Below are 23,086 nucleotides of genomic sequence, written 5' to 3'. Positions count from 1 at the left end.
TCCCTGTCTTCGGGAAGAGTCACCAGCTCCTCCTCTGTTTATAGAGGAGGTGGCACGAAGTGACGGAGGAGTTTTTGAGGATAAAATACCTTTTGACACAGCCTCTTTTATTTCTCTCCTACATACAAACTGGCAATTCCAAAAGTCAGCCGCTGTTGCGAAACATTCGAGTAACCGGCACTCCGCATAATATCCAGAAAATCCTTCCCCTGCGGAAACGCGAACACGGAGGCTGGCAAATATTCGTACGCCTTCCGGTTTCCGGAAATCACTCCTCCCACAAAAGGCAGAATATGTTTAAAATAAAAATTATACAACTGTTTCATCGGGAAATGTTCAGGCGTCGAAAATTCTAGAATAACCACCTTTCCCCCGGGTTTCAGCACCCGACACATTTCTGTCAGTCCTAATTCAAGATGTTCAAAATTACGCACGCCAAAAGCAACTGTCACGGCATCAAAAGTATTCGAGTCGAAGGTGAGGTTCTCGCTATCCCCAAACTGAAAATCAAGCTGATCAGATAACCCCTTTGCTTTCGCTTTCCCCCGTGCCACGGCCAGCATATTTTCCGAAATATCGGCCCCGACCACTCGTTTCACTCCATGTTTCAACGCCTCGATCGAAAAATCTCCCGTCCCGCAAGCAATATCCAACACCAAATCCTTTCGCCCCGCACCGACAACTTTCATTGCCTTCTTACGCCAACTCTTATCTATACCCATAGACAACAGATGATTCAACAAATCGTACTTCGGTGCGATCCCGTTAAACATCTCCTGTACCTTCTCTTTTTTAGCCATGACTTTATTCTTTTATTTCGGAGGCGAAAATAACGAATTCTACCACGTTTTAAAAGATTACAAACAAAGAATCGCGAAAACTCTCCCAAAAGAGTTTCCGCGACTCGGAAATATAAACTCAAATCAAAACCTCCAAAAGGATATTATTTACTGGAAGTCCCGCTTTCCAGAATACTGACAATCGAGAACAGGGAGAAACAAATACCACCCAAACCGATCAGTACCCGGGCAGGCACGAAAAATGCATTATCAACCGTAGACTCTTCAAAAAGGAATGCGCCCAGAAAAAGAGCCAACAAGGCAGTCATCACGGGAATCAACGGGATGCGATTCGCCAACTTGAACTCATGACGCCACACTTTAGCTAATAACAGAATCTTACTGGAAATACTAAAACAGACAAGACCTAAACCGATCAGAATAAAACCGGTTGTATTCACGGGGACAGGTGCTGCCAACAGCTCAACAATTCCCCCCACGATACAGATTGTCCCCATGAAAAACACCAGTCTTGGCCAATACTTCCGATCCTTCTCGCCATAATCATTCCTGATCTGACGAGATATACTTGCAACCAGCCCGATCAAACTCGTACAAATACAAGCCAATCCGGCCATCACGCTCCCGGCAACCAAATGATCACCCCCGGAGCCTGACAATAATACTATCGCCCAAACCCACGCTACCGTGGAAAACAAAACGGTTAAACCGATCAACACTGTTTCCGTGGTAGCCGAGAAACCGTTAGGATTAATTTTATCGCTTGTCCCGTGTGAATTCACCGGAATAAGTGTGAATTTAGTAGATGAAGTTGCTGCCGTTGAAATACAAGCCGCAATCAACGACACACCACAAATCACGTGTCCCGGGACAAATAAATTCTGCGGTTCAGGAGAACTGAACAGATAAATACCCCAAATCATCGTTCCTAAAGCGAATAAATATCCCATACCGGGTAATAAATATTTCGCAACAGGGTCATACGTGTGGATCAGTTGCCGAATAATCGTGGCTGCCGTGGCAAACAACGCGATACAAAGTACGCCTAATGAAAATACGACCGGCCCCGCTACCCACCGTGCTTCATCATTCCCGGATCCAAAAATATACCCTCCAAAGAAAAAGCAAATCAACGCCATCAACAAGGGAATAAATCGAAACAATACACTAATTCCGTAATTCATAAGTCATTTATTTAAATTCTTATGAATATACGGCGATTAACATATTCGGTTACCCCGTTTACTTGAAAAAAATATAAAATAAGAAAAGGCCGTTCGCTACTCTTCGTTCAAGACCCTCCACAGCATATCTTTCAATTCCATGATTCCACTCCCCGTCACGGAAGAAATGAACACGTAGGGAATATCCGGTAAATCTTTCTCCATTTCAGACATCAGCTCCTTATCAATAAAATCCGATTTACTGATAGCCAAAAGCCGTTTTTTATCCAACAACTCGGGATTATACTGTTTTAGCTCGTTCAACAAAATTTTATACTCCCCGTGAATATCCTCACTATCGGAGGGAACCATAAACAACAATACAGAATTTCGTTCGATATGCCGCAAGAAACGAAGTCCCAAACCTTTTCCCAGATGCGCCCCCTCAATGATTCCGGGAATATCAGCCATCACAAAAGAACGGTTATCCCTGTAATTCACAATTCCCAAATTCGGAACCAAGGTGGTAAACGGATAGTTCGCGATCTCCGGTTTTGCCGCGGAAACAACGGATAACAATGTCGACTTACCCGCGTTCGGGAAACCCACCAATCCGACATCGGCAAGCACTTTTAACTCCAGAATAACATTCCGTTCCACCCGGGGTTCTCCCGGCTGCGCATAACGAGGCGTCTGATTTGTAGCTGAACGAAAATTCCAGTTACCCAAACCACCACGCCCCCCTTTGACAGCAACACAAAGCTCTTCGTCTTTCGTGATCTCGCAAATCGTTTCCCCGGTATCCGCATCCCGAGCAACAGTTCCTAGTGGAACATCTATAATGACATCTTTCCCGTCAGCTCCCGTGCATAAATTCCCACTCCCGCTCTCCCCGTCCTCTGCATACACGTGGCGCTGGAATTTCAAGTGAATCAAGGTCCAGTAATTCCGGTTTCCCTTTAATATCACGTGTCCTCCGCGTCCACCATTACCACCATCAGGTCCTCCCTTGGCAGAACGTTTATCCCGATGAAGATGCATAGATCCCGGCCCCCCGGCTCCACTACGACAAAATATTTTCACGTAATCGACAAAGTTCGTTGATGCCATTCTTTTTATTTTAGATTTATAATTTAAAATTTTAAATTAAACTCCTCCGTCAGCTTCGCTGCCACCTCCTCTATAAACAGAGGAGGAGCTGGTAACTCTTCCCAAAGTCGAAAAGTAATTCAACTCTCCCTCTGTTTATAGAGGGAAACCAGCGAGTAAGCGAGAGCAATGGGGAAGCTTGCTTCCGAATTGCCGAGCAAGAGCTGGTTCGAGACCGGTTTCCGGGCCCAATACCCCGAAGGGGGGAGAGAGTTTGTTTTTTCATTTTCAATTTTCATTTGTTCCCTCGTCCACCACGTACAAGTCAGGATAATTACGTCCTAACCCGTCATAATCCAACCCATGCCCTACCACGAAATCATTCTCCAACGCGATACACTTGTAATCAATCGTCAGGTCGTACTTCAACGCTTTCGGTTTGTAGAACAAGGCTGCCACCTTTACTTGTTTCGGATGTTTCTCTTCCAACATTTTTTTCATATGCATAATAGACTCTCCCGAATCAATCATATCCTCCAGAATCACTACGGTTCGTCCCGTAATATCTTCCCGTAACCCGATCAAGTCCTGAACCTTTCCCGTCGAGGACAATCCGGCATAAGAAGCAATCTTCACGAAACTGATTTCCGCCCCCTCAATCGTGATATGTTTCAACAAATCAGCCACGAACATAAACGCCCCGTTCAACACTCCCAGAAACAAAGGACGTTCTCCTGCCAGTTCCCGATTAATTTGAGTCCCCACCCTCTCTATTTCCCGGTCGATCACGTCAGCCTCAATCATCAGTCGGAAACACCGATCATGCAATTTGATTCTTTTCATCCTGTGCATATTTCTCTTTTGAATGATAGACCTATCGTCTCTCTAATCCATTTTTTTATTTAACTTTGCGCAAAAGTACAACTTTGAATTTAAAATCCGGTAAAAATATGGACCCAAAAGTAAGTATTATCATGGGTAGCACGTCAGACCTGCCCGTAATGGAAAAAGCCGCAAAAGTGTTAAACGACTTTTGCATACCTTTCGAGATCAATGCCCTCTCCGCTCACCGCACTCCGGCTGAAGTGGAGTCTTTTGCCAAAAACGCACAGAAACGGGGTATTGAAGTTATCATCGCCGGAGCCGGAATGGCCGCACACCTACCGGGTGTTATCGCTGCCATGACACCAATTCCCGTGATAGGTGTTCCCATCAACGCCTCTCTCGACGGAATGGACGCTCTTTTAGCCATCGCCCAAATGCCTCCGGGCATCCCGGTTGCCACCACCGCCATCAACGGGGCCATGAATGCCGGTATTCTGGCTGCACAAATTCTGGCTGTTGGCGACAATGCATTGAAAGCTAAAATCGTGGACTTCAAAGAATCTTTGAAAAAGAAAATCGTTGATGCCAACAACGAACTAGCAAAAGTAAAATACGATTACAAAACGAACTGATCTCCCCGGAAAGAATCAATATAACAAGGGGCTGAATTCTAAGTCTCTTGCAACTATTTAATGAAGAAAATCGTGGTAAAATGTATTTTTATTGCGATTTTCTTTCCCCCCACAGCTTCTTTTTCTTTTCAAAAATCTCGTGATTCGCGAGAGACTTTCGAAAAGAAAAATAATCTTTCCCTCGCGCGTGTCACCGCCCTATGCTCTTAATGTAACGAATGGAGTTTTCCTTTTAATAACTGCAAAACACCTTGCAATAATTTTCGCCCTGACGGCATTAATCACTGATGCCTTGTGCTTTCCTTCTCCCGTTTTCCTTTTATAGTATGCTTTAATTTGCGGATCCCATGATATAGCTGTTATGGCAGCCCTGGTCAAGTATACTTTCACTTCCCTGTTGGCTAGATTAGAAGTTTTCGTTTTACCCCGTATAGAGGTTCCTGACGAGTGTTCAAAAGGAGCCACCCCACAATAACAGACAAATTTTCGCGGATCAGAAAAACGGTGAAAATTACCCGTGACACATAAAAGGACAATGGCATTAATGGGGCCGATGCCTTTTATACTTGTTAGTAACTGGTAATTTGTTAAAAGAGCAATATTCGAGGAAATGATTTTTTCCATTTCCTGTTCGACATAAGAGATTTTCTCTTTTACCAGGCTGAGCTGTTTTTCTAAAAAAGTCATGGCAGTCACAAGATCAGCCAGACCGGAAGTTTCACGGGGCAGTTCCAGTAGTTTGCGGGAAGATACTTTTTGTTTTACCAGGTTATCTCTTATGACCATCCAGTTCCTCAACCTGACCAGATCTTTATCAGGTAATTCATATAACCTGAGTTTACGGTAATGCAAACAGGCATACCGCGCGATTCGCCGCGCGTCGATCCGGTCATTTTTGCCACGTTGCAAGCCGATCGATCTCTTTATTGTCAAGGGACATTCAAGAGCCAGGGGGAAATGGAACTGGTAGCTGGATAAACACAAGTCGATCACGTGACTACCCATGTTTTCAGCACAAAAAAGGGCGGTTTCAACTTCCACCCCATGCTGTTTTACCCGATGTAATAATTCTTCGATGCCTCCAGGGGTATTGGGAAAGGTATGATGACTTAATTCCTTGTCTAAAGAAACCAGACAGGCATCAAAGGACTTTTTTCCCACATCAAGACCTACAAAATGAGAATAATTCATACTTTTGCATTTACAGTTAAACAAAGAGGAGAAGTAGTTAATACATTTAACAGGCCTTAATGCCTAAAATTCTAACTGGCTAAATTCTCCGAAAGTTAGAGTTGCAGTCTGATTCAGCCTGTAGTCCTGAAAGACTAGTCCAAAAATTAGTGCACTGCAACTCTTCTTTTTCAAAGATACACGATTTTTCGTGTTATTGAATAGTGCAAAAGTAAATGTCCAAGAAGTCTTATCCAGTATCTACAGACTACCCACTCCAACTCCCCCTTACACAGGGGGAGTTAGTGGGGGGTAGTTGTTTAAATTGGAGCTGGTGACTCTTCCCGAAGACAGGGAGTATTTCAACTCTCCCTCTGTTTATAGAGGGAGTACCCCGAAGGGGGGAGGGAGTTTGAAAATGACTTTTGACACATCCTCATTATTGAAATAAAACAGCTAGAATTTACGAGGCTTACCCTTATCGTATATAACATACAGGGTATTTCCCTGCATCAAGATTCCCCGGCCTTTACCTGCCTCCCGGTTCTTTTGATTATTCACGTTCACGGCCACGACTTTCCCGTCAAAGAAGGGAGTCACGTCATCAAATATCGTGTGTCCCACGAATATACGGTCTACACCGTATTGTTCCAAAATACGCTCCACATCCTCCGGCGTGGAAGGACGATATTTCTCCTCATCTTTCACCATCCCCCGGAACCAAAAAGGTCCCCGATCACAATAGATGGAATCAGACAAGGCAGACAACTCCTGCCGTTCTTTTTTCGGCAAGAAAATAGATCTCGCCATCTCTTCGTTTACTTCTGTCACGGCATTTCCCATTCCGGTAAACTCCTTGCTCAGTCCGGCATGGACGAACAAATTCTTTCCCACGACCTGAATCAGATTACGAGAACGCAACCAACGCCCCAACTCGCTCTTCTCATGCCACAAGTCGGCATATTCCATCCCAAGTGATGTTGCTAAATCCTTATACTTGCTCCGGGTATATTTTAAGTTACCCCGCAACACCATTTCCTCGTGATTCCCTAACATAAAAGTCATCACCCCTCCCGCATCCTTCGCCTCCTGTTCCAACTTGTACATCAACCAGAAAATGGGCAACACGTCCTTTCCCCGGTCAAAGACATCACCGATAACAATCACCTGATTCTTACCGAACTTCCATTTATAATTCTTTCCGATCACGCCATTGTTGCGCAACACGGAAACGAAACTCTCCAAGTCCCCGTGAGGATCAGAAATAATCAATGTTTTCTCCCGCTGCCCGGACTTCCAAAGTGGACGCTCCACGGGATGTAGTTTCACCTGAAAACGATGGCCACCTTTCTGCGAAACCACGTTTAGTTTAAAACCTTCCGGAACCTCATCGTAAACACGATCTTGTAATACTCCGTGTTCATCAACATGAATCACCCTCATTCGTCCGGTTTCATCGTACAACACATAGGGGCCATCCACAGACGCCACTTTTGTCGTTGTATCTTTATTTTGTTTTAAATCTCGTGCCAAACACACGTCCCACACTGTACCCAACAACAGGCACAACACCCATATCTTTAATGTTTTCATCTTAATTCTTTTTATAAGCGAAATACAGCCGAGACCCACCGAAATCCCGGCTGTCAAAAAAACAACTAATCCTTCATAGGACGACACACAGCTCTATTTTAATCAGCTTCCAGTTTCATCCAAACTTCCGGATTCTGAATACTCCTAATCCAGAAGATCTCTTCCGAATCCCGAATCACCGTGAAACCTTTACTATCAAAGAAAGCATTATATATTGCTCCCACACGAGCATTCTCACCAGCATCATATAACGCTTTATCCGTGAAACCGGAAGAAGTAGAATGACTCTTCTTGCTATTATCAAACCGTACTTGATTCACCGTATTATTCAACAAGGTAAAGGCTCCAAAGTCATAATTATGGCTTTTGGATTTTCCGTCACCACTATTGATAGCCGTCACCCGGAACGACCCCTCGTAACCGTCTTTACGATCCATCTCCAACGTAAATTTCTCAAAATTCGGTAACTCAGCCTGCAAAGCTTCCCATTCAACCTTCAAGGAGGCACTCATGTCCGTAATGATATACTCGTCATGGCTTTTCAACATATCCACAGAGGCTATGTATTTGTTAGGTACAAAGGTCGGCACTTCTGCCGGAGTCAAATTCAAAGGGGAAAGATCCATAATAAAGAAACGAATTGCCTGATCCGCATCATTGGATACGAATTCCCGATTAGTCACCCCGTTACTCAGATCCACGGTCAAACCGGAAAATTTCACCCCGGCCACTTCCACTTCGTTCTCAAACAAGCATCCTTCATTCGTGATTATATACGGAGTCTCCACGGACACCGTGTTTCCCTCTTCATCTTTGTAAGCCATTGTACACAAATGGAATATATCGTTCAATTCTACACGTCCGCCAATAGCTAATTCCCCGTTCACCGTCATGCCTAACCCACTATTTCCCAACACAAAGTAGCCAGCCATCTCTGCTAATTTTTCCACGGTAGTCCAATCCGCAGCGGTAGCCTTCTCCAACTTTACCTCCACACGGGTTTTCTTACCAATTAATTCAATAACATCTTCCTTTACCTCCTTCACGATAAATTCGAAATCACCTTCCAATCCGTAACCTTTATCACCGTCGTGAGCCGGTGCCCCGTAATTGGGATTAGACAACTGGTGAATCGGACTATCAGAATCAAAAGTCAACACCAACCCCTCGGAGAGATTCAAATTATAAGAATAATCTCCTTTTATCGGTTCGAAATCACTGATCATCTCCACCCGGTTCTTCTCACTAAATCGAAACACAAAAGTAAAACCACCATACACACCCTTTTGGGGATAATAAACAAGTTTCCACCCGTCGGTCGCTCCTCGCAGAGTTGTCTGGCACTCCTTCTGGAAAGCCTCTATCCGCTCGCTCGGTAATTCCGAAAACACGTATTCGTCATCATCAGAACAAGCCGTTACCAACATCATGCTTGCAGCAATGAATAAATATATAAGATTTTTCATACTCATCAAGGATTAACAGTTACACCATTAACAACATCATACAAGGCTTGTTCACATTCAGCCTGCAATGCGTACAAATCAACATTCCAAGTGTCCCGGTAATAAATCACAACCATCTCCACCTTCTGTTTCAATTTATCTTTCGCCTCCTGCGAGGTCGGGTAATCCAACATTTTCTCCCAGTCCTCCGCACTATTAGAAAGCATGAAGCCAACAATCTCTGCAAAATCCTCACCCGGTTCACTCATCGCATAACCAGAAAGAAATCCTTGATCATAAGCATCTTGATCTTTGATCTTATCCCACCCCTCCACATAATTCGGAGTGATATTCTCGAACTCCTTCGGATACTCTACCGTTTGTGCCGCAATATGAGCAAACTCATGGTGAATTGTCTTCATATAGCGTTTCAGGCGTGTCGCATTCGTCCTGTCATACTGGTCAACCTCGAAAATGACAATCTTACGTCCCCCTTCAGCCGTACCCTTAGTTACCGTCCCACTACTCGTGTAACGAGAAGAACCGATGAACAGCAACTGTTTAGGGGACAAACTTTTGAAGAAGGATTCCCCTCCGATTTCAACATATGGTTTACACCAAATATTCAGTAACACATCCGCCAATCCTTTCGCATTGTCTTCCTTCGGTGGAGTCAGGTTGTACTCCATACTCGTTTCAACATCCCGCCACTTGTAAATTACCTCTATATTATAGGGTTCCACGAAATTTTTCTGCATCCAAAGATCCAGCTCCGTCAACTCTTCAGTAGTGGTATCAAAGATGGAAGGTCCCAGATCATCGTCCGAACATGCCGTCACGCAGAACAGCAATGCCAACAGTAATAAGTTAAATATATACTTTTTCATAATCTACTGTATTTACAATTATTATACTAACGAGGATTCGCCTCCACTCCAAAAGCCTGTGCCTCTGACGGGATCTGTACGGCACGCCGAAGATCATCTTTTGTAAGCGTAATCGACGGATCACCCGAAACGGTAAACGTATGTACAACCGGTAAATGGAAACGCTTGATGTCAAACCAACGTAATCCCTCCTGCATAAACTCTTTTCGCCGCCAATCAACCACACATTTCAACATAGACATCTGGTCCTCTGAAATCGTACTTGCATAGAACGGTTCAAAATCAGGGAATTCCTCTTTTCCATCATAAAATGCCTTTATCTTCGCCAAATTCACTTTATACGGTGTAAAATCCGCATGAGGATCATCTTTATCCACACGCACCCGTTCAGCAAGATATAAATTAATATCCTCTAAAGCCAAATCAAACTGATTCTTCATCACGTAAGCTTCTGCCCGGTTTAAGAGAGCCTCTTCACTGGACAATAGGGTTGAAACCGTATATCCCTGTCCGGAACTGGAACCAATAGAACTACGGATAAATAATTCGTCAAATTTATACATCCGCGCACAACCTGCTGAATTTGTCGAGATCACAAAGAACGTGGCATACGTCCCGGTCACCGGACTACCCGTAACGTTCTTTTCCGTGAACAAAGAAGCATGCTCATCCTTTTTCATACTATAACACAAGCTGAATGACTGCCCATCCCTTGCCCACCAACTCTTAGCCGAGATCATCAGGAAAGGAGACGGTTGAGTTACTTTAAAATATTTAGCCGCATAAGCGTCCTTATCTCCCCATTGCCCGTTAGCTTGATCCGGATTTCTCAAATCACGTAATTTACTCTTCGGATTACTTCCCAAAGCTGCCGTCGAGTGTACAATCACACTGTCCCATTCGCCCTTGTACTGATAGAAACGAGCGGCAAAAGCATGAGCCGCAGCCTTTGTGAAATGATATTTTGGAACCTCGTACGTCTGATCTTGTAATAACGGTAGTCCCGTTTGCAAATCTTCTTCAATCTGGTCATATACCTGCTTCAAGTTATCACGTTTGTAATACACGATAGCTTGTGTTTCCGGTTTCACACAATAAGGAATTCCCAACATTTGCTCTGCCTTATCCGGATCATAATGTTCCGCAAAAAGATTCACCAGGATAAAGTGACAAAACGCACGACAAACCAACGCTTCCCCTTTAATTGCCGCATACTCTTTCGTATCGCCCTCTTCTTCCACGGCTTCCAATGCCAGATTGGCCGCAGCTATCGCCTCGTAATAATTTGTCCACACGTAAACCGGGTAATCCGTTCCCGTACCGGTTCCGTCCATCCACTGATACATTTGCTTGTTCAAGGTCGCCCGGCTATGCGTTCCACTGACCAAACGTTCCGCAACATTATCACTCATCACCTCACACATGTGGTAATAGTGAGCCTTCGGATAAGCCGATACCAGCAACTCCTTGATCGCTTCCGGGCTATCCAATTCGGTACGGTTATCCGGAACAACATCCAGAAACGAGTTACACGCTGTCACCAAAAGTGCAAACATCCCGACCGTTAATATTTTATATGCTTTCATTTTCTCTGTTTTAATGATTTAATATTCTTCACGTCAAAATCCTACTCTCAAAGAGAATGTCACTTGTCGCGGAACAGGCAATGCCACTCCTCCGGAACGGAAGAACTCCGGATCCTGCCCGTGTAATTTCTTATCTCTATACAATAATGCCACGTTGGACATGATGCACTTTAATGACATGGAACCAAGCCCGATGCTCTGTACCCACTTGTCATCAAATTTATAGGTCAAACTAATGTCTTTCAAGCGAATGAAAGAACCATCAGCAATTCGTTCCGTGGAATAATTATAAGCATTATAAACTTCCTTATACTCGCTCTTTGTCCGGGAATTCTGACGTGCAGAAAGGATTACAGGTACCGAAGTACGATTCTCGTCTCCGGGCATCATCCAACGATCCAAAAAATCTTTCGGCATGGCTGTCAAATCATTATACTCGTTTTTAAAATAATTATGTAGCCGAACTTTATTTCCAAATTGATAATTCAAGAATACGGCCAAAGTCAAATTCTTATATTTGAACGTGTTCTCAAATCCTCCCGTAATTCTCGGATCAACGGGGCCTTCATACTTCAGAAAGTCAAGCTTGTTCGTTTCCTGAAAATTAATATCCCCGACGCTAATATTACCATCCGGATCCATGACCGTGGGAATTCCTTCATTTGTCAATCCCATAAAAGGAACCGAAAATATAGCTCTTACCGCATATCCCTGCCTGGGCGCCCCCTCTGCTTTTACCAAATCCATCACGCGAGGACGGGATTCCAAATTCGTGATTCTGTTTTTATTATAGGAAAATGTCCAATTCGTAACCCAACTAAAAGAAGAGTATACTAGATTCTTCGTGTTTAACGTGAATTCTACACCATGAGATTTCATATCGGCATAATTCGCTTTCTTGGACTGTTGTCCCCCGATACCGGAAACCCGCACACTACCAATCAGATCAAATCCTTTTCGCCAGTACACATCGGCACTCAAGCTAATTCGGTTATCGAAAATTCCCAGATCAACACCCACATTCGTTTCATATTGTTTCTCCCAAGTCAATTCACTATTTTCCAAAGCACTGATATAAATACTATTTTCCTTCTCCTGTTGCGTGGGGCGTTTCGTTACCTCATTGTACAACACGGCCCGGGAATTACTTGAAGGTCCCATACTGGCCGTCAAACCATACGTGGCACGCAAAGTCAAACGGGAAATCTTCTCCAATGATTCCATAAATGCCTCATTCGACACGTGCCAAGCCCCACTAATATTCCAAGTCGGTAACCAACGAGCGGAACGGGATTTTCCCAAACGATTGGAACCATCGTAACGCCCGGTTGCATTAAACACGTAAGTACCATTATAACTATATCCCGCCGTGGCAAAGAAAGCTACGAAACGATCAAACTCCTCTTCCATCGAGTAATAAGACAAACCTGACTCTATCTGCTGTTTCAATAAATCAGGATCTAGGAAAGCAACTCCACCGCGATCCCACTGATAACCAAATCCCTGATTACTGGCATACGTCCGGTTCGTGTAACGTAGTTCCTCTCCTCCCAACACGTTCAAAGTATGTTTTCCGCCATCAAAAGAGGCATTATAATTCACGATCATCCGTTGATAATAGTTCAACATGGAATTCTCGTTCCGATTGTAAAGTCCCCCTTTCGGCATCACCACCTTGGCAGGGTAGCCTGGCATATCCGGGTCCTCGTATAACAACTTGTTTCCATCCCGAATCGTGGCATCCCCGGCAGCACGATAAGCCTCCGCCGCATTGGATGTATCATAAATCCGGTGTTCCCGTGTCGTCTTCACGTAACGAACAGCCCCCAACATCTTCACGTCCAACCCGGTCAATGGACGAAACTCCAATTCCATCTGGAACTTCGTATCCAACATATCAATTTTCAACTTATTATTCTCCAACTCGTGTAATATGCTGAATGGAGCGTAATTCATCGTGTAGAACTCGTAATTACCATCATCATCATAAGCACGTAACGCCCTACTCGTGTTCAGAGCATAACTAAACGGGTTAATGTCAAAAGAACGCTCCACTTCACCACTCACGGCATTCGTGTTCCGGCTATTGGTTCCCGGAGCATCCTGCATACGTAACGAACCATTGGTCAATAAATTCACGGTCAACCATTTCTTTATATCAAAAGAAGCATTCATGTTCGCCGTGTAGCGTTCCACCTTGTCGGCAATTGACCATCCCCCGTCATTAAAATAACTCAAGGAGGCATAGAAACGAGATTTATCTGTTCCTGATGACAAACTCAAAGAATGTACTTGCTGTAAAGAATTACGGAAAAGAATGTCAAACCAATCCGTATTTGCCATCTCGTACTTCTGCAAGAAAGCATTCTTGGCCTGTTGGGTATTCTCCAAACCAAATTTCCCGGTAGTCTCATCATACGTGGAAATCAAATCAGCCATTTTCTTGTAAACACCACCGTTTTTCTTACGAGAAACATCCGCATAATTCAGCCACCCTTTCGCCTCCATCTCTTTATACACCATCATCTGTTCCTGTGAATTCATCAGGTTATATTGATCATAACTCGGTTTCATGCGCACCGTAAACTCTCCACTGTAATTTACCTTCATCGTCCCCTTCTTCCCCTTTTTCGTGGTAATCACTACCACTCCGTTCATTGCTCGTGCCCCGTACAATGCTGTTGCGGAAGCATCTTTTAGAATCTGGAAACTCTCGATGTCATCGGCATTCAGGCCGGCAATTGCAGAACTGATTAAAGTTTCCGAATCTCCCGATGATAAATCATCGGCAGAAACCTCTACCACGTCTTCCAGTACCAACCCATCAACAACCCACAATGGTTTCTGGTTCCCGTTAATGGAAGAAGCTCCCCGCACTCTCATCTTAGGAGAAGCTCCGAAAGTTCCGGATACATTTTGTATCTGTACCCCGGCCGCTTTTCCCTGCAACATACGACTTACATCTATTGCTCCCTCAACCATCGCATCTTCCGCTTTAATTACTGCTGCGGCACCGGTAAATAACTTCCGGTCAATTCGCTGGTATCCGGTCACCACAACTTCTTCTATATTCTTCAACTCTTCTTTCAAAACGACCTTTTTCAAGGATACCGTGTCGGATGCTGCAATCAAACGAGACACATAACCGACAAATGACACCTCCAACATCACTTTCCTATCCGGTACATTTAACGAGAATTTCCCGTCCGGCCCTGTTACCGTACCAATCAACACGCCGTTCCCCTCGTTTCCTTTCACCTTGACCGTAGCCCCAGGCATCGGATCTCCCTGTTCATCCACCACCAAACCTTTCACGTCTATCCCCTTCTTCGATTGATCGTTTAATCCATAGAGAATGATCGTACGATCTTTAATCCGGTAAGCAACATTCGAGCCTTTCAGACAAGCCTTTAAAACAGCCTCAATATCAGCCTGCCGCATGTGTAAAGTAATATCTTTCAAACTCATCACCATTGCATCGTGAAAGAAGAAAGTGAATTCTGTCTGTTTTTTCACTTGTTCCATGAATTCGGCGAAATTGGCTTTCTCCAAATCAATATCCAAACGCACCTCTTGAGCGTGGACCATCCCAAATGAATGGCAAACCGTCAGCATGAGAAAAAGCATCGTAGCTTTCATAATCCTACAAATTTTTTTTAATGACCCCAACCTAGGAGGGTCATATTCTCCATTTTTTTTCATACATTTGTGTCGTTTAAGTTATTATTGCTGATAAACTTACTCTTAGAGCGACCCGTGTTCCAGCACGAGTAGCTCTTTTTATTATTAATATACTACTATTGTCTTACCTTTCACTTGAAAGCGCGCAATCTGCGTCATCTCGATAACTTCCAATATTTCGGAAAAATCCTCATACTTCTGCACCTCTCCGGTAAACGTGAAATCCTTCAATTCCGATCGGGAAAAAACAATATCCACATCATACCACCGGGCTAAACGTCGTAACATATCTTCCAAACGCACTTTACTGAACACCAAACGCCCTTCTCTCCAAGCCGAGTACATCTCCGTGTCCACCTCCCACTTTGTCAACTCTTTGCCCACCAAGCAAGCTTGTTCACCCGGTTTTAAACGTATTTCAGAACCTGTTTCACGAACTTCCATGCCGATCGAACCCCGTACCAGAGTGGCCGTCGTTTTCTCTTCGTCCTCATAGGCAGAAACATCAAAAGATGTTCCAAACACCTTGACATCAGCGTGTTTCGTTTCTACAACAAACTCAGACTCTTTATCCTTAGCCACGTCAAAAAACGCTTCCCCTTCCAAATATACCCTTCTTTCCTTACCGACAAACGTCACCGGGTAACGTAAACGACTCGCTGCATCCAGCCAAACACGAGTCCCATCACTCAACACTAGCGAAAACTCACCACCCCGCGGAACCGAAATGATGTTAAACTGCGGAATTTCTTTATCTTTTGCTTTATCAACCCGGTATTCGATTACCCCGGAATCCTGTTTAATCTCGATTCCATTTTCTTGCTTTATACGTTGTGTCGTTCCCGCAGTCAGCATAATCTCCTCTCCCGATGCAAGCTGGAGCATAGCCCGTGGTTTGCCGGCAGGTAAAACAACAACCTCTTTCACGTCTTCCATACTTTCACCGGAATCTCCCCTATGAATATGTAGCATGAAAGCAATAGCCAAAGGTAGAATAACGGCCGCCACTCCTGTCGCCCATGTTATAAAGCGACGCTTTTTCCTCATCTGCTCCATTTTCCTCTTCTTCCTCAACAGGTCTTCCAATGCCTCATATAAATCAATCCGTCCATAAGCCTTTATTTTTTCCGATTTTTTAGCCTCTTTCACTAAATCCTCAAACAAATACTTATGATCCGGTTTCTCATCCAGCCATCGTTCCAATTGCTCTTTTTCCTCATCCGCCAATTCTCCCAGAATATACCGGAAAATAATTTCTGACACTCGAAAAGTTTCATTTGCTCTATTCATAAACATTTTTATTCATGTTTCTATAAATAAAACACCCTTTGAAATAAAACGGGGGGGATGAAAAAGAGAAAAAATAAATAAAATTTTCTCTTTTTATTTTTTATAACTTATGATTCAATGAAATTGTATCTAGAAAAATAATTGCACGAACATACTTAATCCTAATGTCTGCAAACGAGTTGTCAATCGTTTTTTACTCTCTTTTTTATATTCTTTCGCCGTTTCAAGAGAAATTCCCATTTTCTCCGCAACTTCAGAAATTTTGTATCCTTCCAACGAAAGTGTCATCACACTCCGGCATTGCTTGGGGAGTTCCTCGACCATCTCCATCACACGGGAATAAACATCTTCTTCCAACACTCGGTCCCAAAACAAATCCACATCATCGAACTCCTGCATCACGAAAGCCTCGTAACGCCCTTTTACCCGCTCATGCCGTAAATAGTTCGTACACCTATTCTTAACCGAACTATAAAGATAAACTTTTAATGCTGTAACATTCTCGAATTCTTTTTTTAGTCCCAACATGGAAATAAAGAACTCTTGTACTACATCCTTCGCCTCCTCCTCATTATTAATATATTTACTAGCAAAAAGCACCATCGGAACGTAGAATTGCTTGTACAATAGAGTATAAGCCAAATCACTATCTTTGGCTAAATGTTCCAATAATATTTGTTGCTCATTCTGCATGAAACTTCCCCCCATAATTGTGTTACTCCTTAAAATACACCACTACCAATCACTCAAGTAACGCAACCAAATTTAAGGAAAATAACCCATTCCTACCAAGAAATAAACATTCTTTTTATTCCCTCACACTTTTTTTCTCTCCTCTAAAGGTTTCATATACCAACAAACAATTAATAAACAAGCAAATAGACGGTATAAGCGATATAAATAACGAACAGCACGACACCTTCCCCCCGCCCGATCTTGAATCCCGTTCGCATGAAAGGCAACAGAAGTAAAGAAGTTCCGAGCATCACCAGCATATCCGTCCAGTTAATCTGGTTGGTCTCCACGGGTGCAATCGTCGCCGTTAATCCTAAAACAGCCAAAAGATTGAATATATTCGAACCGATCACGTTACCGATGGCAATATCCGTACGTTTTTTCAAGGCAGCCACCACGGAAGTTGCCAGTTCCGGCATACTTGTCCCTGCTGCCACGATCGTCAAACCGATCACCGCCTCGCTCCATCCCAAGGCTTTCGCAATAATCACGGCATTATCGACGAGCAAGCCCGATCCCCATACCAACAAAGCAAGTCCCGCGATCACCAACACGACATCCAGCATCCAGCTCTTCGTGGGTTTGATTTCCTCGTCCCCTTCAACCACCTCTCCCCGCTTGGCCTTGTACACGCAGTAAATCATATAGGCACATATCCCGGCAAAAAACAATATCCCGGCCCATCTTCCGAAACTCCCGTTATGAAATATCCCCACGAACAATAACGTGGCCACCAGCATCACGGGTGCATCCAGCCGAATCAACCGGGGATTCACCCTCAACGGGTAAATCATCGCTGAAATTCCAAGAATAGCACAAACATTGAATATATTAGATCCCATCACGTTTCCCACGGCAATTCCCGGATTACCTTCCAATGCCGACTGCACGCTAACCAGTAACTCCGGTGCGCTTGTCCCGAATGCCACCACGGTCAAACCGACAACTAAAGGAGATATTCCAAAACGCACGGCCAGCGATGAACTACCTTTCACCAGAAAATCTGCCCCGAAATAAAGTACCACCAAAGAGGCCACGACAAGAAGTACAGGAATCAACATGAAAATCAAAAGTTAAAAGTTAATACTAAAAGTTCACGGTCACGAGAACAAATATTCATCGTTATTCGTACTTTTGAAGTTTCAAAAATAATAATAAAATTACACGATCGGCTTTTAACTTTTAGCTTTTAACTCGAACAACATGTTAAAACAATTCAAAGAACTACTGAACACGGCAAAACATAACCCGAAACTCGGGGGACTGGAAATATTTAAATATATAGGTCCCGGCCTACTTGTCACCGTGGGCTTTATCGATCCGGGAAACTGGGCCTCCAACCTGGCCGCCGGTGCCGAATTCGGTTATTCTCTATTATGGATGGTCACCCTGTCCACGATCATGCTGATCGTGTTGCAACACAACGTGGCCCACTTGGGAATTGCCTCCGGCTTATGCCTTTCGGAAGCCGCCAGTGAATACTTGAAACCCCGTTATGCCAAAGGTATTCTTTACTCTGCCATGCTCGCCTCCATCTCCACCTCTCTAGCCGAAATACTAGGTGGGGCCATTGCCTTGCAAATGTTATTCAACATCCCGATCCGGGCAGGATCAATACTCGTATTGATTTTCGTGGTTATCATGTTGTTCACGAATACCTACCGGGTGATCGAGAAATGGATCATTGCTTTTGTTTCCATCATCGGCTTATCGTTCATCTACGAACTCTCCCTCGTGGAGATCGACTGGAATACAGCCTTGCCCGCATGGGTTACCCCCGCTTTTCCCGAAGGCTCCATGGTCGTTATCATGAGCGTACTCGGGGCCGTGGTCATGCCCCACAATCTATTCCTTCACTCGGAAGTCATCCAAAGCCGTCAATGGAATATACAAGACGATAAAATCATCAAAAAACAATTACGCTACGAATATGCCGACACGACCCTCTCCATGGTGATCGGTTGGGCCATCAACAGCGCCATGATCCTACTGGCTGCTGCCGCATTTTTCGGAACCGGAACTCCCGTCACGGAACTGGAACAAGCCAATTCCCTGCTGGCACCATTGCTTGGGAATAATGCCTCCGTGATCTTTGCCGTGGCTCTCCTGTTTGCCGGAATTTCTTCTACTATTACCTCAGGTATGGCTGCCGGCTCCATTTTCGCCGGAATATACAAGGAGCCTTACGACATCAAGGACAGTCATTCCCGCATCGGTGTGCTAACTTCCCTCATCCTCGCTTTTGCCCTGATCATGGTAGTATCGAATCCTTTCCAAGGGTTGATTTACTCGCAAATGGCTCTAAGCGTACAGTTACCGATCACCATTTTCACGCAAGTTTACCTCACTTCCTCGTCCAAGGTCATGGGAAAATACAAAAATTCTACCTACACGAAATGGCTCCTGTACGTGATCGGGGGAATTGTTACCCTACTGAACGTCATGCTACTTATCAGTTTTTTATAGCCCAAATAAAGTAGAAATCAAACCCAGTCAAAGACTTATCCGACACGTACAAGTGTAAAAAAAAAGAGATAAAGACGACTCCACTCGGCTTTAAGTCGTCTTTATCTCGGCTATATCTCGTCTGTATCGTCCTTTCACGGGACTTTCACGAGATATTCACGATTAAATTCGGGTTAATTCGTTTACTTCACAAATTGATCCGGCACGTCTATCAAATCCTGCCCCCTCAACTCCTTGGCCAGAATCTTCCCGTCCGGCCCGACCAGTATGATATGGGGAATCCCCTTGATGCAATAACGATCCATCACGTCATCCCCTTTCTCCAACATCAGATGATCCCAATAACTGCCATCCTCGTGAATCGCATCCATCCAAAGTTTCTTCACCCGATCAGAAGACACACCTAGTATTTTGAAATTCTTCCCGGCAAAATGTTCCAAGGCCCGTTTCAATGCCGGTGTTTCCTCCCGACACCAGTGACAATACGAGTTCCAAAAATCAACCAGCACGAAACTTCCCCTCAGATCACTTAACTTCAATTCATTTCCTAACGTGTCCTTCCCTACAATTTCGGGAGCCTCGTGACCTATCGCACATCCTTCATATTTACCTAATTTTTCCATTACCCAAGGAAGATAACGGGTATTCTTCGCGGCTGCCCCGAAACTCTCGATATAAGCCTTTTCCGCTATAATCTCTTCCAGCATTGGAAAATCTTTATGCTGAAATTGCTTGTAATAATACAAATACATTCCAAAAGAATTCTCTTTATTCTTTTCCAAAACCTCTTTCACTAAAGCAGCACTTCTTGCTCTTCCTTCATCGTAATAATATATGGATTCCTCCTTTATCCTAGCCATTTCTTCCCGGTTCCCCGCATCACGAGCCTGAAAAAAGAGCGTATCCAAAGAATCGGTTATCTGCTTAAAAGTCGCCTCATCCCATTGCTCCATAAAAGCTCGATATTTTTGATCCAAAGAAGAACCCTCGACTTTCCAAAGAATTTCTTCTTCTGTCACTTTTTCCGGTTGCACCTTTATTCTCTTCCCATCCAGAAAAAAATACCCTCCATGATTCGGAGAATCCCCCAAAAAATAAAGTTCCGGCTGCACATTCTCCAATTCAAACATGAATTTTCCGTCTATCACATCTACCGAGTCCACGGCTCTATGGGATTTCCAATAATCACTCACGACCTCGCATAAATACATTTTATTTGTATTCAAATTACCCGTTTCCCCTTGGATTATTTGCTTGCCCGGTTGACAAGCAAATAACCCACAAGATATTAAAACGACAAAACTTTTTATACTTGTCTTCATAAATCAAATTATTAATCCTTTTTCAATTCGTTTTTTCCACCGTAGCAATCACCTCATCGCAGAAACCAGTCTTGGCATACATTTTTTGAGCCGAAATTCCACCAATACTGTTTAAACGATACACGGCAATCCCTCCCGATTTCGACGATAACTTTTTATCTTTAATTCCCAAAGTCAATTGCACGAACGATGCTTTCGGATCAGTCTCTGTCGGGGCGGCCACTTCTGTACAATCGACGCTTGTCACCGTGTAACCCTCCGTATCTCCATCAATCAATACACCTCCGGACAAAGTCTTCACGTTAAAAGCCATTACTTTATTATTGCTTACAAAAAAGAATATATCCGAAATTCCTTTAGCGCTCATTTCCCACGGATTCATGTGTCCGATCTTCGGTTTCGTCCCCGGGATAAAGATTGATGCACTATAAAGAGCAGCATTTGACACTTTAGGAAGTGCGGATTTTGACAACGAGAAGAACGTGTAACTAGTCCACGCAACAAACGTGAACTTGTACGTGATCACAAAGTACTCATCTTTATTCTCATCTTTCATCAATGCCCAAACCTCATCAAGCGTGCTATTCATGCTCCCGGACAAAATCATTTTAACCCCCTTTCCCATATTATTAGGATCAAATTTCGAGAAATCCGAATCTACCCCTGCCAATGAGCTAAAAAATCCACCCTGTTGGTTAAATGCAAATCGTCCGTTTAAATTATCATAGAATAACGGAGAGGCGTAGAATGGATGATCTGTCGGGTGAGCCGTGTAATCTGCCATGGAATAATCTGTCGGGTCTGCAAGAAAGACTAAAGCCGGATTCCAACTCACGTTTTCTTCAGAAGACCCGTACTCTCTAACATACACTTTACCATTCATTGTTATATAATCCGTTCCCTGTCCTTCGGCATATCCCGTGATAGCCAATTTTCCCTCTAACTCGTCACCGAAAACGAACTTATTTTTCATATCATCCTTTCTCTCGAAAATAGTGGGATCAAGATAAACACCCCCAGTCTCGTCATCACAAGTCACAATAACAGCTTTATACGCCAACGGATTTCTCGGATAAAGATCCGTCTGGAAAATACGTTTAGATGCAGTTCCCAGTTTTTCGCCATTATTTGCCGTAGCATAAATATTCTCGTACAACGTCGTCCCGTCTTTCTTCAACATGGCCAAATCCATTTCCCCATCCGTTTTACACAAAGCCAACGTTCCACCCGAATATTTACCTACCGTGGTGAAAGTAGATTTATTCAACGCATAAACACCCGTTTGATCGTCAATCACTTTAAAGACCAATGTATTTTCAACACCCGGTAATACATCACCGATAACAACACTCAAATCTTTCTCCCGGGACAAAGTATCTGCCACATGCTGCTCTTGATTGTATTTATACCACACGTAAGAAAGTTTCGATTTCTCCCCGAATTTAGTGGTCACTACCGGAGAAATTTCCAACTTGGAACCGACCTCTATTTCCCGACTTTTCTCTATACCTGCAATCTCGATTTCATCTATCTCAGTATCACCAAATTTCGACTTGTCATCAATACACGAAAACGGGACAAGGAGCAATAAAATCAATATATATTTCAAATTTTTCATAATAAACTCATTATTAATTCATCATAAATTTTTACTATTTAAGGAACCATCCACCCCTGCATAATCTTTCCATTTTCATCCTCGATTCTATTCTCCGTGATGATCTTGTATAATTTCCTGGCATACGGGGTATAGTAACCGGACTCGTAATAAATCTTAGAGTCACCGTTATAATCAGGATTATCCCCGTAACCGAGATCCCAAAAATCATGCCCGGTCAACTCGATAATCATCGTATGTTTTTTCCTTGAATACTCACCGAATAATCCCACGAAGGCCCCCATATCTTCATAATACGCATCTCCTTCCGGTTTCCGGAGCATATCCGATATAATCAACCGCACAACGGAACGATTCTCGTAAGCAATACCCAAACCGGCAACCGGAACAAGACGCAACGCCAAGATAACCGGAGCTTTCGTGATCCCCTCATCTCCTTTAATCAATGTCACCGGCATTTTGTACTCAAACACCCCGGTAGGGAACTCGTATGTTTCAGGAAGTTTCTGGTAATGAACACCCTCTTTCGCTGTCGTTTTTCCCGGAATCACCTCCAACTTGAATTTTTCCGAGACACGCAACGTATCACCTAAAAGTTTGACATTAATTGTTGTCGTCAATTCCCGTTCTGCCGTCAGTAAAGACACGAATATACTGTCTTTGTCCTTTGTCACGTCAGAATAGTATATATCATGCATTCCCTCACTATATATCAAACGATCATTCTCGCTGCAAGAATAAAATACGATTCCTAAAAGAAGAATAAATAATTTTCTCATAGCTT

At 43.6% G+C, this 23,086-nt stretch carries 18 protein-coding genes; 2 read left to right on the top strand and 16 right to left on the bottom strand.

All coding sequences use genetic code 11. The features are described from left to right. Positions 1-107: 107 nt before the first annotated feature. The 4 genes from ubiE to AB5542_RS14595 all read right to left on the bottom strand — a co-directional run bounded on the left by ubiE (position 108) and on the right by AB5542_RS14595 (position 3,895). On the bottom strand, positions 108-800 hold the full coding sequence (gene ubiE, locus AB5542_RS14610) for a bifunctional demethylmenaquinone methyltransferase/2-methoxy-6-polyprenyl-1,4-benzoquinol methylase UbiE (RefSeq protein WP_279041072.1): 693 nt from the start codon (positions 798-800) through the stop codon (positions 108-110). A gap of 143 nt (positions 801-943) precedes the next feature. Further along, complete coding sequence (locus tag AB5542_RS14605) at positions 944-1,984, bottom strand: DUF2776 family protein (protein ID WP_279041070.1); 1,041 nt, start codon at positions 1,982-1,984, stop codon at positions 944-946. A gap of 96 nt (positions 1,985-2,080) precedes the next feature. After that, positions 2,081-3,073: a GTPase ObgE gene (gene obgE / locus AB5542_RS14600; RefSeq protein WP_087422470.1), complete on the bottom strand. Its 993-nt coding sequence runs from the start codon at positions 3,071-3,073 to the stop codon at positions 2,081-2,083. A 267-nt stretch (positions 3,074-3,340) separates the two neighbouring features. Further along, a complete protein-coding gene (locus AB5542_RS14595) occupies positions 3,341-3,895 on the bottom strand; it encodes a phosphoribosyltransferase (RefSeq protein WP_118304279.1) in 555 nt (184 codons plus the stop codon). Positions 3,896-4,002: 107 nt separating this feature from the next. On the opposite strand from AB5542_RS14595, the gene purE reads away from it, so the two are divergent. Then, entirely contained in the window at positions 4,003-4,509 is a 507-nt protein-coding gene (gene purE / locus AB5542_RS14590) for a 5-(carboxyamino)imidazole ribonucleotide mutase (protein WP_087422472.1), read from the top strand. A gap of 198 nt (positions 4,510-4,707) precedes the next feature. Here purE and AB5542_RS14585 read toward each other — a convergent pair whose 3' ends face one another. The 9 genes from AB5542_RS14585 to AB5542_RS14545 all read right to left on the bottom strand — a co-directional run bounded on the left by AB5542_RS14585 (position 4,708) and on the right by AB5542_RS14545 (position 17,957). Continuing rightward, positions 4,708-5,700 (bottom strand): IS110 family transposase, encoded by a 993-nt coding sequence (locus AB5542_RS14585; RefSeq protein WP_368243143.1) that lies wholly within the window; start codon positions 5,698-5,700, stop codon positions 4,708-4,710. 435 nt (positions 5,701-6,135) lie between these two features. Then, positions 6,136-7,272 (bottom strand): metallophosphoesterase, encoded by a 1,137-nt coding sequence (locus tag AB5542_RS14580; RefSeq protein WP_118304281.1) that lies wholly within the window; start codon positions 7,270-7,272, stop codon positions 6,136-6,138. Positions 7,273-7,370: 98 nt separating this feature from the next. Next, positions 7,371-8,738, bottom strand: a complete 1,368-nt coding sequence (locus tag AB5542_RS14575; protein WP_158572090.1) for a DUF4302 domain-containing protein — start codon at positions 8,736-8,738, stop codon at positions 7,371-7,373. Positions 8,739-8,743: 5 nt separating this feature from the next. Further along, a complete protein-coding gene (locus AB5542_RS14570; protein ID WP_087422476.1) occupies positions 8,744-9,604 on the bottom strand; it encodes a putative zinc-binding metallopeptidase in 861 nt (286 codons plus the stop codon). Positions 9,605-9,630: 26 nt separating this feature from the next. Further along, positions 9,631-11,190, bottom strand: coding sequence for a RagB/SusD family nutrient uptake outer membrane protein (locus AB5542_RS14565; RefSeq protein WP_118304283.1), 1,560 nt, complete (start codon positions 11,188-11,190; stop codon positions 9,631-9,633). A 33-nt stretch (positions 11,191-11,223) separates the two neighbouring features. Beyond that, the gene (locus tag AB5542_RS14560) at positions 11,224-14,829 is read right to left on the bottom strand and encodes a SusC/RagA family TonB-linked outer membrane protein (protein WP_087422478.1); all 3,606 of its coding nucleotides are present in this window, start codon (positions 14,827-14,829) and stop codon (positions 11,224-11,226) included. A gap of 147 nt (positions 14,830-14,976) precedes the next feature. Beyond that, complete coding sequence (locus AB5542_RS14555) at positions 14,977-16,161, bottom strand: FecR family protein (RefSeq protein WP_158572089.1); 1,185 nt, start codon at positions 16,159-16,161, stop codon at positions 14,977-14,979. A 129-nt stretch (positions 16,162-16,290) separates the two neighbouring features. Next, positions 16,291-16,869 (bottom strand): RNA polymerase sigma factor, encoded by a 579-nt coding sequence (locus tag AB5542_RS14550; protein WP_087422480.1) that lies wholly within the window; start codon positions 16,867-16,869, stop codon positions 16,291-16,293. A gap of 155 nt (positions 16,870-17,024) precedes the next feature. After that, positions 17,025-17,957: a calcium/sodium antiporter gene (locus AB5542_RS14545; RefSeq protein WP_118304284.1), complete on the bottom strand. Its 933-nt coding sequence runs from the start codon at positions 17,955-17,957 to the stop codon at positions 17,025-17,027. Positions 17,958-18,099: 142 nt separating this feature from the next. Between AB5542_RS14545 and AB5542_RS14540 the strand changes: the two genes are divergently transcribed. Next, positions 18,100-19,362 (top strand): Nramp family divalent metal transporter, encoded by a 1,263-nt coding sequence (locus AB5542_RS14540; protein ID WP_279041001.1) that lies wholly within the window; start codon positions 18,100-18,102, stop codon positions 19,360-19,362. A gap of 182 nt (positions 19,363-19,544) precedes the next feature. On the opposite strand, the gene AB5542_RS14535 is transcribed toward AB5542_RS14540, so the two are convergent. The 3 genes from AB5542_RS14535 to AB5542_RS14525 are packed head-to-tail and all read right to left on the bottom strand — an operon-like array spanning position 19,545 to position 23,081. After that, positions 19,545-20,684, bottom strand: a complete 1,140-nt coding sequence (locus AB5542_RS14535; RefSeq protein ID WP_279041000.1) for a redoxin domain-containing protein — start codon at positions 20,682-20,684, stop codon at positions 19,545-19,547. A 22-nt stretch (positions 20,685-20,706) separates the two neighbouring features. After that, a complete protein-coding gene (locus tag AB5542_RS14530) occupies positions 20,707-22,302 on the bottom strand; it encodes a PKD-like family lipoprotein (RefSeq protein WP_279040999.1) in 1,596 nt (531 codons plus the stop codon). 38 nt (positions 22,303-22,340) lie between these two features. Further along, a complete protein-coding gene (locus tag AB5542_RS14525) occupies positions 22,341-23,081 on the bottom strand; it encodes a DUF4843 domain-containing protein (protein WP_270545127.1) in 741 nt (246 codons plus the stop codon). Between the last annotated feature and the right edge of the window lie 5 nt (positions 23,082-23,086).

This window comes from Butyricimonas sp. RTP31003st1_G1_RTP31003_210430, from assembly GCF_040920905.1.
In the GTDB taxonomy this organism is placed as follows: domain Bacteria; phylum Bacteroidota; class Bacteroidia; order Bacteroidales; family Marinifilaceae; genus Butyricimonas; species Butyricimonas paravirosa.
This window is presented reverse-complemented; position numbering and strand designations above follow the sequence as displayed.

Excerpts from the sequence above, each read along its gene's own strand:
- ubiE (WP_279041072.1), bottom strand. The coding sequence starts at position 800 with ATGGCTAAAAAAGAGAAGGTACAGGAGATGTTTAACGGGATCGCACCG.
- AB5542_RS14570 (WP_087422476.1), bottom strand. The coding sequence starts at position 9,604 with ATGAAAAAGTATATATTTAACTTATTACTGTTGGCATTGCTGTTCTGC.
- AB5542_RS14535 (WP_279041000.1), bottom strand. The coding sequence starts at position 20,684 with ATGAAGACAAGTATAAAAAGTTTTGTCGTTTTAATATCTTGTGGGTTA.
- purE (WP_087422472.1), top strand. The coding sequence starts at position 4,003 with ATGGACCCAAAAGTAAGTATTATCATGGGTAGCACGTCAGACCTGCCC.
- AB5542_RS14580 (WP_118304281.1), bottom strand. The coding sequence starts at position 7,272 with ATGAAAACATTAAAGATATGGGTGTTGTGCCTGTTGTTGGGTACAGTG.
- AB5542_RS14555 (WP_158572089.1), bottom strand. The coding sequence starts at position 16,161 with ATGAATAGAGCAAATGAAACTTTTCGAGTGTCAGAAATTATTTTCCGG.
- AB5542_RS14560 (WP_087422478.1), bottom strand. The coding sequence starts at position 14,829 with ATGAAAGCTACGATGCTTTTTCTCATGCTGACGGTTTGCCATTCATTT.
- AB5542_RS14605 (WP_279041070.1), bottom strand. The coding sequence starts at position 1,984 with ATGAATTACGGAATTAGTGTATTGTTTCGATTTATTCCCTTGTTGATG.
- AB5542_RS14525 (WP_270545127.1), bottom strand. The coding sequence starts at position 23,081 with ATGAGAAAATTATTTATTCTTCTTTTAGGAATCGTATTTTATTCTTGC.
- AB5542_RS14585 (WP_368243143.1), bottom strand. The coding sequence starts at position 5,700 with ATGAATTATTCTCATTTTGTAGGTCTTGATGTGGGAAAAAAGTCCTTT.
- AB5542_RS14575 (WP_158572090.1), bottom strand. The coding sequence starts at position 8,738 with ATGAAAAATCTTATATATTTATTCATTGCTGCAAGCATGATGTTGGTA.
- AB5542_RS14550 (WP_087422480.1), bottom strand. The coding sequence starts at position 16,869 with ATGGGGGGAAGTTTCATGCAGAATGAGCAACAAATATTATTGGAACAT.
- AB5542_RS14540 (WP_279041001.1), top strand. The coding sequence starts at position 18,100 with ATGTTAAAACAATTCAAAGAACTACTGAACACGGCAAAACATAACCCG.
- obgE (WP_087422470.1), bottom strand. The coding sequence starts at position 3,073 with ATGGCATCAACGAACTTTGTCGATTACGTGAAAATATTTTGTCGTAGT.
- AB5542_RS14545 (WP_118304284.1), bottom strand. The coding sequence starts at position 17,957 with ATGTTGATTCCTGTACTTCTTGTCGTGGCCTCTTTGGTGGTACTTTAT.
- AB5542_RS14565 (WP_118304283.1), bottom strand. The coding sequence starts at position 11,190 with ATGAAAGCATATAAAATATTAACGGTCGGGATGTTTGCACTTTTGGTG.
- AB5542_RS14530 (WP_279040999.1), bottom strand. The coding sequence starts at position 22,302 with ATGAAAAATTTGAAATATATATTGATTTTATTGCTCCTTGTCCCGTTT.
- AB5542_RS14595 (WP_118304279.1), bottom strand. The coding sequence starts at position 3,895 with ATGAAAAGAATCAAATTGCATGATCGGTGTTTCCGACTGATGATTGAG.